At 73.8% G+C, this 12,524-nt stretch carries 14 protein-coding genes; 3 read left to right on the forward strand and 11 right to left on the reverse strand.

Going from position 1 to position 12,524, the window contains the following annotated elements; genetic code table 11:
• Nucleotides 1-4: 4 nt before the first annotated feature.
• The 10 genes from BJ981_RS39500 to lanKC form a co-directional block, all read right to left on the reverse strand.
• Entirely contained in the window at nucleotides 5-736 is a 732-nt protein-coding gene (locus tag BJ981_RS39500) for a DUF6286 domain-containing protein (RefSeq protein WP_184616777.1), read from the reverse strand.
• Nucleotides 733-1,125, reverse strand: a complete 393-nt coding sequence (locus BJ981_RS29945) for an Asp23/Gls24 family envelope stress response protein (protein ID WP_184616778.1) — start codon at nucleotides 1,123-1,125, stop codon at nucleotides 733-735. Before BJ981_RS29945 ends, BJ981_RS39500 begins: the two co-directional genes overlap by 4 nt.
• A complete protein-coding gene (locus tag BJ981_RS29950) occupies nucleotides 1,122-1,310 on the reverse strand; it encodes a hypothetical protein (RefSeq protein ID WP_184616779.1) in 189 nt (62 codons plus the stop codon). Before BJ981_RS29950 ends, BJ981_RS29945 begins: the two co-directional genes overlap by 4 nt.
• Nucleotides 1,303-1,647, reverse strand: coding sequence for an Asp23/Gls24 family envelope stress response protein (locus tag BJ981_RS29955; RefSeq protein WP_184616780.1), 345 nt, complete (start codon nucleotides 1,645-1,647; stop codon nucleotides 1,303-1,305). Before BJ981_RS29955 ends, BJ981_RS29950 begins: the two co-directional genes overlap by 8 nt.
• The gene (locus BJ981_RS29960; RefSeq protein WP_184616781.1) at nucleotides 1,644-2,096 is read right to left on the reverse strand and encodes an Asp23/Gls24 family envelope stress response protein; all 453 of its coding nucleotides are present in this window, start codon (nucleotides 2,094-2,096) and stop codon (nucleotides 1,644-1,646) included. Before BJ981_RS29960 ends, BJ981_RS29955 begins: the two co-directional genes overlap by 4 nt.
• A gap of 143 nt (nucleotides 2,097-2,239) precedes the next feature.
• Nucleotides 2,240-4,048 carry an ATP-binding cassette domain-containing protein gene (locus BJ981_RS29965; protein WP_184616782.1) on the reverse strand — a complete coding sequence of 603 codons (1,809 nt, stop codon included), beginning with the start codon at nucleotides 4,046-4,048 and terminating at the stop codon, nucleotides 2,240-2,242.
• On the reverse strand, nucleotides 4,045-6,063 hold the full coding sequence (locus tag BJ981_RS29970; RefSeq protein WP_239139292.1) for an ABC transporter ATP-binding protein: 2,019 nt from the start codon (nucleotides 6,061-6,063) through the stop codon (nucleotides 4,045-4,047). Before BJ981_RS29970 ends, BJ981_RS29965 begins: the two co-directional genes overlap by 4 nt.
• 102 nt (nucleotides 6,064-6,165) lie before the next feature.
• Nucleotides 6,166-6,297: a SapB/AmfS family lanthipeptide gene (locus tag BJ981_RS29975; RefSeq protein WP_184616783.1), complete on the reverse strand. Its 132-nt coding sequence runs from the start codon at nucleotides 6,295-6,297 to the stop codon at nucleotides 6,166-6,168.
• 61 nt (nucleotides 6,298-6,358) lie between these two features.
• Complete coding sequence (locus BJ981_RS29980) at nucleotides 6,359-6,490, reverse strand: SapB/AmfS family lanthipeptide (protein WP_184616784.1); 132 nt, start codon at nucleotides 6,488-6,490, stop codon at nucleotides 6,359-6,361.
• A gap of 6 nt (nucleotides 6,491-6,496) precedes the next feature.
• On the reverse strand, nucleotides 6,497-9,175 hold the full coding sequence (gene lanKC, locus BJ981_RS29985; protein ID WP_184616785.1) for a class III lanthionine synthetase LanKC: 2,679 nt from the start codon (nucleotides 9,173-9,175) through the stop codon (nucleotides 6,497-6,499).
• A 515-nt stretch (nucleotides 9,176-9,690) separates the two neighbouring features.
• On the opposite strand from lanKC, the gene BJ981_RS29990 reads away from it, so the two are divergent.
• Complete coding sequence (locus tag BJ981_RS29990) at nucleotides 9,691-9,879, forward strand: DUF2795 domain-containing protein (RefSeq protein WP_184616786.1); 189 nt, start codon at nucleotides 9,691-9,693, stop codon at nucleotides 9,877-9,879.
• 78 nt (nucleotides 9,880-9,957) lie between these two features.
• On the opposite strand, the gene BJ981_RS29995 is transcribed toward BJ981_RS29990, so the two are convergent.
• Complete coding sequence (locus BJ981_RS29995) at nucleotides 9,958-10,926, reverse strand: D-alanyl-D-alanine carboxypeptidase family protein (protein WP_221315410.1); 969 nt, start codon at nucleotides 10,924-10,926, stop codon at nucleotides 9,958-9,960.
• Nucleotides 10,927-11,038: 112 nt separating this feature from the next.
• Here BJ981_RS29995 and ppgK point away from each other — a divergent pair, with 112 nt between their 5' ends.
• Both ppgK and BJ981_RS30005 read left to right on the forward strand, forming a co-directional pair.
• Entirely contained in the window at nucleotides 11,039-11,797 is a 759-nt protein-coding gene (gene ppgK / locus BJ981_RS30000; RefSeq protein ID WP_184616787.1) for a polyphosphate--glucose phosphotransferase, read from the forward strand.
• A 130-nt stretch (nucleotides 11,798-11,927) separates the two neighbouring features.
• Nucleotides 11,928-12,359, forward strand: coding sequence for an ATP-binding protein (locus BJ981_RS30005; protein ID WP_184616788.1), 432 nt, complete (start codon nucleotides 11,928-11,930; stop codon nucleotides 12,357-12,359).
• Nucleotides 12,360-12,524: the final 165 nt, after the last annotated feature.

Raw genomic sequence — 12,524 nt, forward strand, 5'->3', positions numbered from 1 at the left:
CTGGTCACCCCTCTTTCCGTGTGACGTCGACGTGGACCCGCAGGGGGCGCAGCGGCCTGAGCTCCTCGAGCCTGTCCTCGACGGCCTCGGCGACCTCGCCGGGCAGGGCGCCCGGGTCGCGCAGCGGCGTCGTGGCGTTCACCCGCACCCCGTGGCGGCCCACCCGCACGCGGGCGTGCGAGACGCCGTCGACGCCCTCGGCGACCGTGGCGAGGTGGCGGCGCAGCCCTCCCCGGGTGATGCCGGTGACCGTCATCGCGTCGTCGGGCGCGAGCGGCACGACGCGCACCCGGCCGGGGACGAACGCCAGCCCCAGCAGGAACAGCCCGAGCGCGACCGCGCCGCTCGCCGCCGCCAGGTGCCCGGGGTCGTCCACGGGACCGGCGGCGAAGTCGGTGAACCAGGACCACGGCGGCATCCGCATGTCCGTGCCCGTCGCGGCCGAGACGGCGCCGGCCAGCGTGAGGAGCGCGGCCAGGGTGAGCAGCAGGGCGGTGACGGTGGCGGAGATCCCCCGCCGGGGACGGAACGCCCGTGCCGCCGCGCGCCGGGCGACGCCGTGCCGCACGGGCGGGCGCTCCTCGGCCGGGCCTTCCGGCGGCTCGGAATACCGGTCGGGTTCGGAGGCGGTGGGCTTGCCGGGCGAGGTCTCCTGGCCGGTCCAGGAGTCTTCGGGCCGGTCGGGCGGGCTCCCGTGGCCGGGCCAGGGGGCCGTGGGGTCGCCGGGCGTGGTCACCGCACGCGCCTTTCCCCTGGCCCCGGACCGATCAGCCGGGTGACCTCGATGTCCACCTGCCTGGCCTCCAGGCCGGTCAGCTCGCGGACCCGGGCCATGACGTTGTCGCGCACCCGCCGCGCCAGGTCGCGCACCGGCGCGGGGTAGGTCGCCGACATCGCCACCTTCACGATCGCCACCTGGCCCTCCGCGTGCGCGGTGACCCGCGGCGCGACGTCGCGGGCGTCCCGGCCGAGGGGCACGCCGAGCACGCGCGGCGCGAGGCCGCCCGCGTCCTCCACCTCGGCGACCGCGTGCGCGACGACGCGCTCGAGCACGCGGTCGGCGATGTCGGTGCGTCCCCGCGACTCCGGCGCGGACAGGCCGCCGTACGGGGCCGTGGTGCTCATGTGCGCCTCCGGCCGCGCAGGCCGCTCACCTCGAGATCGCCGCTCAGCATGCGGCCGACCACGTAGCCCGCCACGCCGAGGACGAGCACGATGACGAACGCCGCCCAGCCTCCCACGATCGCGGCGAACCCCAAGGCGGTGCCGAACAGCAGGCCGATCGCCGGCCACCAGCGGGTTTCATCCATTTCCGTCACCTTCCCCCGTCGATCTCGACGGCGCGTCCTCATCCCCCGCGGCGTCCCCGGGGGTGGCGATGTCGTTCACGCGCACGTCCACCGGGACCCCCGGCACCAGCGGTCCGACGGCCGCGCGCACCTCGTCCGCGATCTCCGGTATCGGCCTGCCGTACCGCGCGACGACGGTGATCTCGACCCCGGTGTCGCGCACCGCGACCCCGGCGGGCCCGCGGCCGAGGTGGAGGCCCCCGGCCAGCGAGGCGATGCCGGGACAGCCGGTCACCGCCTGGGCGATCCGGTCCTCCAGCCGCTCAGGAGCGCCGGCCCGGCCGGTCGTGGACGTCATCGGACCCGGGCCTCCTGCGGCTCCTCGGACTCCTCGCCGGGCAGGTGCAGATCCTGGACGGCGATGTTGACCTCGGTGACCTCCAGCCCGCACAGCTTCTGGATCGCCTCGATGACGTTGCGGCGGGTTCCGGTGGCGATGTCCGGGATCGGGACCCCGTACTCGGCGATGATGTCGAGGTCGACCGCCGCCTGACGCTCGCCCACCTCGACGGTCACTCCTTGCGTGCTCCCGGGGGCGCCGGTGAGGCGCTCCCGTACGGCGCCGATGGCCCGGGTCATCCCCGCGCCCATCGCGTACACGCCGGAGATCTCTCGGGCGGCCATCGCCGCGATCTTGGCGACCACCGTCTCGGCGATCGTGGTCCTGCCGCGCTCGCTCGCCAGCTCCGCGGAGCCACGGCTCGACCCCGTGGTCGTCGTGGTGGTCTCGCTCCTTTGTGCGCTCACCTCGTCGTCCTCCGTTCCAGCAGGTCGCCCTGCGTCGGCGAATAGGAAGGCACAACCGGCGTGATGAGGAGATACCCCCGCGAAGGGTAATTTAAGGGCATTTTATGCCCCAATGTCGGTTTTCCCGGGTGGTGTGCGGCCGGTCAGGCCCCGGAGGCCACCGGGTCCTCCCACCGGCCCATCAGGTCCCGGTACAGCGGCGAGGCCGCGATCATCTCCTCGTGCGTGCCCACCTGGGCGCGGACGCCGTCCATCACCAGCACCCGCCGGGCCCGCAGCGCCGAGGTGAGCCGGTGCGCGATGACGATCAGCGTCCCCTCGCGCGCGGCGAACGCCTCCTCCGCCCGCGCCTCCGCGGCCGGATCCAGGTGGCAGGTGGCCTCGTCCAGCAGGATCAGCCGCGCCGGCGACAGGTAGGCGCGGGTCAGCGCGATGAGCTGCCGCTCGCCCGAGGACAGCTCGGAGGGGTCCACCAGCGCCTCGTACCCGCCGATCCGCGCGGCCAGCTCCGCCATGCCCACCGCGTCCACCGCCTTGTCCAGCTCCGACGGCGAACGCCCCGGCGCCAGGTACGTCAGGTTCTCGCCCAGCGTGCCGCGGAAGACGTACGCCTCCTGCGGGATCAGCACCCGCGCCGCGCTCAGGGCGGGGCCGGACAGGCTCGCCACGGGGACGCCGCCGATCAGCACCTGCCCCTCACCGGGCCGCAGCAGGCCGGCCGCCAGGGCCGCGACCGTGGACTTGCCGATGCCGCTCGGGCCCACCACCGCCAGATGATCCCCCTCGCGCACGACGAGGCTCAGGTCCGACACCACCGGCTCCGCCGCGGGGCCGTAGGCGAACGTCACCCGGCGCAGCCGCAGCAGCGCGCCCCGGGGCGGCGTGCCCGGCCCGTCCGCGGCGAGCGCCTGCCGCGGCGCGGGCCCCATGGACAGGATGCGTTCCAGCGCCACCACCAGCCGCACCCCGTTCACCCCGACGCCCTGCACCAGGCCGCCGAGCGCGGGGGTCAGCGACTGGGCCACGTACGTCAGCGTGCCGAGGATGACCCCGGCGGTCGCGCCGTCGCGCACGAGGGCCGGGGTGGCGACCAGGACCATCAGGATGGGCAGCCACCCGCCGACGGCCAGTGAGAGCATGCGCGCGGCGGTGAGCCGGGAGAGCGCCTTGGCCACCTCCGCCTGCCGCGTCACGTCCCGTCCGACCGCGGCGGCGACCCGGTCCTCCGCGCCGCAGGCCGTGACGTCGCGCAGCGCGTCCACCATCGCCGCCACCGAGGACGCGGTGCCCTCCTCGGCCAGGATCAGCCGCCGCTGCAGCCGCGCCATGGCGGGAAGCGACGCGGAGAACAACGCGAGCCCCGCGGCCAGCGGCAGCAGCACCAGCGGCAGCACCGCGTCCATCAGCGTGAGGACCCCCACCAGCACGCCCGTCACCGAGAACAGGAAGGACCTGCTCACCGCGATCACCGCGGCGAAGGAGTCGCGGGCGAGCTCGACCTGGCGGCCGAGCCGGGCCAGCGCGGCGCTGTCCGGGCGCATGCCCGAGGCGGCGGTGCGGTACAGCGTGCCCGCCACGACCCGCCGCAGCAGCGTGTCGCGGAACGGCTCGACGATCGCGGCGATGGCCAGCAGCACCTGGCGGGCGCCGAGCGCGGCGGCCAGCCACGCGACCGCCATCAGGCCCAGCCACGCCAGGCCCGTCGCCGGGCGGCCCGCCGCGAAACCGTCGTCCAGCGCGTGCGCGAGGGCCTGGCCGGAGAGGAACGCGGGCGCGGCCTCGGCGAGCGACCAGGCGAACAACCGCACCAGGACCCCGGGCCGCCGCCGCGCCGCCCGCCACAGCAACTCGCGCGCCTCGGCTCGCGTGGCCTGCCGCGCCGCCTCCGCCCGCGCGCCGCCCCGCCGTCCCGCGCGCGCGCCGTCTCGCCGTCCCGTCCAGCGGAGGGTCATCGCGGCTCCGCCACCGGGGAAGGCGTCGCGGAAGGTGCCGGCGGAGGTGCTGGGGAGGGTGCCGGTGACGCCGTCGGGGAGGAGGCCGGCGGCGTCACCGGCGGGGAATGCCGCGGTGCCACGGAGTCGTGTGGCGACCGCGGTGTGGATTCGGGCCCGTCTCCGCCACGGCCCGGGATCGCCGCCTCGTCCGCCGCCTCGTCCGCCGCCTCGTCCGTCACCTGGCCCGCCGCCTGGCCGGTCACCTGGAACACGGCGCGGTAAAGCGGGTCGCGCCACAGCATCTCGTGCGTGCCGCGCCCGCGGATCCGTCCGTCCTCCAGCCAGACCACCAGGTCCGCGCGGGCGGCCGTGGCGGCGCGGTGGGCGACGATCAGCCGGGTGCGGTCGCGCAGCTCCTCGGTCAGCGCCCGCGCGACCTGGTACTCGGTCACGGTGTCCAGGCTGGAGGTGGCGTCGTCCAGGATCAGCAGCCGCCCGTCGTGGGCGAACGCGCGGGCGAGCCCCACCCGCTGGCGCTCGCCGCCCGACATGGGCGCCTCCTCGACCGGCGTGTCGTAGGCGCGGGGGAGCCTGCGGATGAACGCGTCCGCCGCGGCGGCCTTGCCGGCGGCCCTGACCGCCTCGTCGGACCCGCCGGGCGCGATGGCCTCGCGCAGGGTGTGGCCGAACAGCACGGGGCGCTCGAACGCGTAGCCGGCCGCCCCGCGCAGCGCGGCGCGGGAGAGCCGGGGGAGCGGGACCCCGTCGAGCAGAACCTCGCCGCTGCCGGGGTCGAGCAGGCGCCCGGCGACGGCCGCCAGCGCGGACTTCCCGCTGCCCGACCTGCCCACCACCGCCAGCGCGGCCCCTCCGGGCACGGTGAGGTCGATGTCGCGCAGCACCGGCCGCCCGTCGGCGTACGCGCTGACGCCGCGCAGTTCCAGGCGCCCGCGTTCGGCCCCCGCGCCGGGCGGCTCCTCGTTCCCGTAGGTGGGGGCGGGCAGGTCGAGGACCTGGCGCACGCGCCGCGCGGCCGAGCGGGCGCGGGCGAGCCGGTTCAGATAGCCGAGCGCCGAGCCGATGCCCGCGCCGAGCACCGCGTACCGGGCCGCCGCGAACAGCTCGCCCGCGGTCAGCGCCCCGGCCGCCAGGCGCAGGCCGCCGACGCCGATCACGGCGGTCTCCAGCAGGGGCACGACGATGGCGGCCTGCACGCCCGCGCGGGCGTTCACGCGCCACACGGCCATGCCGAACGCGCGCAGGCGGGTCAGCGGCGCGAGGACGCGGCGCACCTCCTGCTCCTCGGTCCCGGCGGCGGCGATGGTGCGCGCGCCCGCCAGCGCGTCGATGAGCCGGGAGGCGATGTCGCTCTGGGCCTCCTGGTAGCCGGAGGAGACGGCGGTGGTCTCGCGCAGGAAGGCGCGCAGGACGAGCAGGATCACGGCGAGGCCCGCGGCGAACGCCACCGCGAGCCAGGGGTCGATGAGCGCCAGCGCGACCAGCGATCCGGCGGCCGGCACGAGCAGGGAGACGGCCGTGATCAGGGCCTCGGGCGCGGCGCCGACCTCCTCGGCGTTGGTCCCCGCGCGGGTGACCAGGTCGCCGGCGGGGTGACGGCGGGACATCGCGGGCCCGACGGCGAGGATGTGCCGGACCACGCGCTCGCGCAGCAGCCGCGCGGCCTGCGCGCCGCCGGATCCCGAGGCGAGCACCGCCACCGCGTCGCAGGCCACGACCGTGGCGACGAGGGAGGCGCACAGCACGAGAACGCCGGCGGGGTCGCCGGCGGGGGAGACGAGGACGTCGACGGCCCGGCCGAGCGCGCCGGGGAGCATCAGCTCGACCACGGCGCCGGCCAGCGCGGTCACGGCGTAGACGTAGGGCCAGGCGCCGCTGCGGCGCACCATCTCCAGCAGCAGCCTGTCGGCGCCGCGGTCCGGGTTCCCGGCCCCCGTCACGGGAGCCGCTTCGGTGGCGGCGGTGTGTTCCCGGGTGCCGGTCGTCCGGTGGCCCGCCGCCGGGGTCTCCGACATGGCAAAGGTTTCCCTTCCGATGGTTCCGGGAATGGACCAGCCTGGAGCGGCCGGGTCAGGGCCGCCCCAGGCGAGAGGTCACTCGCTGCAGTTACCGCGGAGTCAGTTGCCGCAGAGGATGCTGAGGCTGCTGTTCTCGTGCGGGGTGCAACCGACCAGGCTCAGGCTGCTGCCCTCGCCGCCGTGGCCGCCGCCGCCGGGAAGCTCCATGTCCTGCAGGTCGAGAAGCGCCATGGGGATCACGCCCTTTCTTTTCGCCGGATTTCGGGGTACCGCTGGGAACTTCTGAGAGATGTCAGTTGCCGCAGAGGATGCTGAGGCTGCTGTTCTCGTGCGGGGTGCAACCCAGGAGGCTCAGGCTGCTGCCGCCACCGCCGTGGCCGCCGCCGCCGGGGAGCTCCATGTCCTGAAGGTCCAGAAGCGCCATGTCGTGTCACCTCCTTTCGCTCTCGGGGGGAACCGCCGTCCCGGCGGGGGTGCCGGGCGGGGAGATGAAGGGCAGGGTCACCGGCTGGTCGTGCAGCACGGCGCCCAGCGCGAGGACCACACCGGCGGTGCCGCTGCCGAGGTCCATCGAGAGCCGGAGCAACTGGTTGCCCGGGAAGGCCAGCCCGCCGCCGTAGGGCATCGCGTGCCAGGCCAGCCGCGTCACCTGGTCGGCCACCTCGGGGGAGTGGCGGCCGACGTCCGGGCGCAGGCCCATGGCCAGCGCGGTGATCATGCCGGCGCGTCCGTTGAACAGGTTTGACTGGACGTAGTACCGGAGCGTCGCGACCGGCCCGATGTCGTGCAGGGCCTGCCGGAAGTCCGCGTTCTCGCGCCGTTCGAGGTAGTGGCGCAGGACCAGCCCGATGCCGGCCGAGCCCTCGTCCAGGTAGGGGTTGGTGCGCCAGCCCTGCTGGACCTGGAGCTGCCCGTCGTCGCGGTGGACGCACCGGCGCAGGTCCTGCCGCAGGGCCACCTCCGCGTGGTCGAGCAGCGCGGTGTCGCCCGTGGCGTCGTAGGCCCGCAGGAACAGCAGCGCCGGGCCCGCGGACCCGCGCATCAGCCCCGCGTGCGGGTGGGCGCCGCCGCTGATCTCGGGAACGCTCTCGACCGTGCCGAGCCGGTCGGCGACCAGGTCGACGATCCTGCCCGCGCCGTCCAGGATCTCGCGGTCCCCGGTGGCGCTCCCGAAGTGCAGGAGGTTCAGCCCGATTCCCGCCAGCCCCGAGTACAGGCTCTGGCCGAGCCGGTCCCACTTCTCGCGCAGGCACAGGGAGACGAGCTCCAGGGCGTCCTCGCGGCGGCCGATCGCGTCGAAGGCGTACGCGACGCCGTGCAGGCCGTCCCAGAAGCCGAGGCCGGTGCCGTGCTCGGGGGCGAAGGCCCGCTCGCGCAGCCAGCCCTCGTACTCAGGGAAGCGCCCCGCCCCGGTCACGGCCAGGGCGTACAGGACGCCGGCCGCTCCGCTGGCCAGGTTGAGCCCGCCGCCCGGCAGGAACTGCGTCGAGTCGCCGGGGAACAGGCGGTCCTGGCGCTGGGGGGTCGCGGAGGCGAGGATCGCCCGGCGCGCGGCGTCCCTGAGCGAGGTCCAGGAGGCCCGGCCCGGCAGCGGCAGCTCGCGCATCGCCCGCGTGTCGGGCCGCTGCGCGACCGTGCTCGCCGTGGTTCCCGGGGCCTCCGGTGCGCTCGCCGCGGGTGTCGCCGGCTCGGCGCTCCGCTCCGGGCCGAGGATGGTCTCGACCGCCTCGTCGATGAACGCGCGCGGCACCGGGAAGGTCTCGCGCACCAGTTCGGCGAGGTGGACCACCTTGGCCCGGTGCAAGGGGATCAGCACCGTGGACATCGTGGCGAACAGGCTCAGGCGCATGCAGGCGAGCGAGTACTTGTCGGCCTCCATGCCGAGCCGGTCGGGCGGAGGGCAGAAGCCGGGGTTGGCGAGCGTCGGCCGGGTGTTGTCCTCCACCAGGCTGGCCACCTCGAAGTCGATCAGCACGGCCCTGTCGCCGTCGACCAGGACGTTGAAGGGGTGCAGGTCGCCGAACACGACCCCGCGCTCGTGCAGGGAGGCGATGGCGCGCTCCACCTGGCCGAGCATCCGCAGCGCCCATTCGGTGAACTCGGCGGCGTCCTCGGGGGTCATGGCCGCGCGGATCAGCGGGTGGCGCCGTACCGACTCCTGGCTGAGCGTGGGCCCGTCCACGAACTCCTGGACCAGGAAGTGGTGGTCGCCGACGGTGAAGTAGTCGCGCATGGCCGGCACGGAGTCCAGCCCGTCGAGCCGGCGCAGCATGTCCGCCTCGTGCCGGAGGCGCGCCACGGCGTCGCGGCCGACCGCGTCGAGCCCGGCGTGCGGCCTGGCCTCCTTGAGCACGACCGTCTCGCCGGTGCGGGTGTCGGTCGCCTTGTAGACGCCGCCGCCGTTGGAGAAGTGCAGCACGCTCTCGATCGAGTACGGCAGGTCGGCCATGGTCACCGCGTTGCGGGCGGCGAGGTGGGGCTCGAGGAACGCGGGCAGGGTGACCCACGGCGGGGGGGAGAAGGAGGGGCCGCGGCGGTCGGGCACGAGGACGCCGTCGGGGTCCTCGATCGCCAGCACGCGGTCCAGGTTGGCGTTGAGGCAGAACCGCTCGGCGAAGCCGCCGTAGCGGACGAACAGGGGGCCCTCGCCGATGCGCAGGTCGCTCAGGATGTAGGGGCCCGTCACGCCGCGCAGGAGCTCGTCGAGTTCCTTGATCACCAGTTCGAGGTCGGCCTCGTCCACGGGGTAGATCGTGACCAGCTTGCCGCTGCTGCCCCGGTCGGCGTACTTGGAGCTCTGCATCATCGCGACCCGCGGCCCGCGCAGGAACTTGAAGCTGATGCGCCGGCCGACGCAGTAGTCCCAGACGATGTCCAGCGTCTTCTCGGCGTCGGCCAGGCAGGAGGAGATGTGGATCTTCCAGCCCTGCGACGGCAACGTCCTGTCCGCCGGCCCGTAGTGCAGCCAGGTGTCCGTGGCGCGGTGCTCCCACCCGGAAGGTACGGCCCGACCGGCAATGGGGAAATCCGGATACTTGGCCCGCTGGTTGTCAAGGGTGTCGTAAAACAACGGATCCGCTTGGCAATAGACCTCGTACCGGGTGGTCACGTCTCACGCCCCTCTCTCTGCTCGATCGCTGGGATGAGAATTACGGATAACCCCAGCCATGGCTAGTGACGGTACCCATAGGTGGCATATGCGGGTGTCACTATTGCATTAGTGATGACTGTCATAGTCAGCCGCAATGACCTGTAGTTTTACGAACTTCCGGACTCGTCGGGAAAGTTCAAGAAGATTTGTGGCTTGACCTGGTTTAAAGGTGAAAGATGACCTTGACCAGGGGAGACGTGAACCTGAACTTCTTTCGTCTTCGTCAAGTCAGGCGGCAGGTCATGGCGAACCCCGTTCGGGCTTGAGTGCCGGCTGCTCCCGGGCCTCGGCGTTAGCGGGCGGCGAACGTCTCGGCGAACCGAAGAATATTCGCACGTTTAACTGTGTTTGTGGGGGTATAGGGAGGGGTTCGGCCGCGCGGCAAAGACTCGCGCATCCCGCGCCTTGGAGGTGGAATCGGCGGTTTTCCAGGGCCTGGGCCAGGAGAGGAACCCTGCGAAAAGGGGGAGATCATGACCCAGGCAGATTTCATCCACGTTCAGAAGTACTTGTCGGGAGTGGACTATCCCGCGTCGAAGGACACCCTGCTCGAACACGCCAAGGCGCACGGCGCGGACCAGGACGCGCTGAAGGCCCTGGAGCGGCTGCCCGAGCGCGACTACGAGGGCCCGAGCGGCGTCAGCAAGGAACTCGCGAAGTAGACCCAGCGGCGGGCTCGGACGCACGGGCGGTGCGGCTCCGGCGCCCGGGCCCGCCGCATCTGACCCCCCACCGGGGCGCTATCGCCGCAGGGCGGCCCGGTAGACGTCCTTGGCGAGGGCGGTGAGGCGGGTCGCGGAGGACCGGTAGCCCGCGCCGGCCGGCTGGAGCGTGAGCACGGCGATGATCAGGCGGTCGCCCTCGCCGACGAGGCCGGTCGTGTGCAGCACGGGACGGCTGAGATTCACCGGCGGGCGCGGGCCGCCCGCCGCGGCGGCTCCCGTGCTCGCGGGCGCGAGGGCCGCCCGGTCCGCCGTCGCGGACCCGCCCGTCGTGGCGGTCCCGGCGGAGGGGCGCGTGCGCGAGCACGGCACGGCCGGGCGCGAGCCGTAGCCCGACCAGCCCTGCTTGACCGCCCACGGCCGGGGGACCGCGCCCGGGATGCCGAAGTACTGGTCGAAGTCGTCGGCCGCGCAGCGGGAGGCGTTGCGCAGGTGACCCAGGATCACGTCCCTGACCTTCGGCTTCGCCCGCTCCAGCAGGTAGCGGTAGGTGGTGACGACGTCCGCGGCGCTGAGCGCCGTGTAGCCCCAGAAGCCGGGCCTGTTCGCCGGCGGCGGGCCGGTGTCGGCCAGGCCGAGCCGGCGCGTCATCCGGCCGATGATCGCCCCTTGGCCGCCGCGCCGCCAGAACGCGGTGGCGGCGTCGTCGTCGCTGGCGCGCAGCATGCGCCGCAGCAGGTCCGCGTCCGCGCGCGGCACCGGGGTCGTGCGCGACTCCAGGTAGTCGAGCGCGATGAGGATCTTCACGACCGACGCCGACCGGAACCGCACGTGCGGCTTGTGCGCCAGCGTCGTCCTGCCCGTGACGCGGTCGAACACCACGTAGCTCGCGGCCGTCCCCGCCGGGATCCTCGGCGTCCCGGCCGCGCCCACGGCGCCGGAGGCGGGCGCGGCGGCCTGGGGGAGGAGCGGGAGGGTGAGCGTGAGGGCGAGCACCACGGCGAGGGCGCGTGACGCGCGCGGCGCCGGGGAGGTGAAGGACGACACCCGTCATCCCTACCAGATCGGTACGGCACAGGCGCGTGCGATCCGGGGAAGAGATGGTAGTTCTGCCTCGTACGTGGCAGACGACGGGGGAGAGCGGACAGGTGGGAGCGACATGAACACACTGGGAATCGACATCGGCGGGTCGGGCATCAAGGGCGCCCCGGTGGACACGGCGACCGGGACGCTGCTGGCGGAGCGGTGCAGGATACCGACGCCGAGCCCCTCCGCCCCCGGCGCCGTGGCCGAGGTGGTCCGGCGGATCGTCGAGCACTTCTCCTGGACGGGCCCGGTCGGGGTGACCTTCCCCGGCGTGGTGGTGGACGGCGTCACCAGGACCGCGGCGAACGTCGACCACGCCTGGATCGGCACGGACGCGCGGGAGCTGTTCACCGAGGCGAGCGGCCTCGGCGTCGTCGTGCTCAACGACGCCGACGCCGCGGGCGTGGCGGAGGCGACGTTCGGCGCGGGCCACGGCCACGAGGGCCTGGTCCTCATGCTGACCTTCGGCACCGGCATCGGCAGCGCCATGATCATGAACGGCGTGCTGATCCCCAACACCGAGTTCGGGCACCTGGAGATCGACGGGCACAAGGCCGAGCACCGCGCCTCCGACCACGCCCGTGAGGTCCACGATCTGACCTGGGAGAAATGGGCCCACCGCGTCCAGCGGTACCTGGAGCACGTCCAGATGCTGATGTCGCCCTCGATGATCATCATCGGCGGCGGGGTCAGCAAGAAGGCCGACAAGTTCCTGGGCTTCATCGATCTCCCGGGGACCACCGTGGTGCCCGCCACCCTGCTCAACAACGCCGGCATCATCGGCGCCGCGCTCGCCGCCGCCTCCGCCGCGGCCCCGGTCGCCGGCCGATGACGAAGGGCCCGCCGCGTGCCGCCGTGACCGGAGCATGACCGGAGAAGGTCACGGGATCGGTGCATCGGGGCGGGTCCCGGTGTTTGCCCGTGTCTGTGAGGGCACCTTTAACACGTGGAAAGGAGGAAGCGTGAAGGTGACCATCGCATTGCGCTTGCCGCGCGACGCGGCGAGCGTGTCCGTCACCCGGCAGATCCTCGGCGCCGAGCTGGAGGTGCTCGGGGTCGAACGCCATATCCGGGAGGATGTCCAGCTCATGCTCACCGAGGCGTGCTCGAACGTCATCCGGCACGCCAACGCGGGGGACGAGTACACCGTGAGCGTGGAAGTGATGGACGACAAATGCCTGATAACCGTGACCGACACCGGCACCGGCTTCGACCCTGATCAGGTCAGCCCGGGCAGGCCGCTCGCCGAGCACGGCCGGGGGCTCCAGATCATGCGCGCGCTCGCCGACGACGTCCGGTTCATGAACCGGCCGCGGCACGGCGCGATCGTCTGCCTCGAGAAGACCCTGCGGTTCGTCGCCGACGCCCCCGGCCGCCTGCTCAGCGCCCACTGATCGGCGCGGCCGCCGCCGCCGGGCGCCCCCGCCGGCCCCGGCGCGGATCGCGCGGGCGCCGGTCGCGCGCCCCCGGCGTCCCGGGTCACGCCTAAACCGTTGGCGCGGGACCCGGGAGGGTTGCTTATCCTTTCCGGTGGCGGCCATCTGACGGGACGGCCGGGA

Origin of the sequence: Sphaerisporangium krabiense (assembly GCF_014200435.1) — a bacterium.
GTDB classification, from domain to species: domain Bacteria; phylum Actinomycetota; class Actinomycetes; order Streptosporangiales; family Streptosporangiaceae; genus Sphaerisporangium; species Sphaerisporangium krabiense.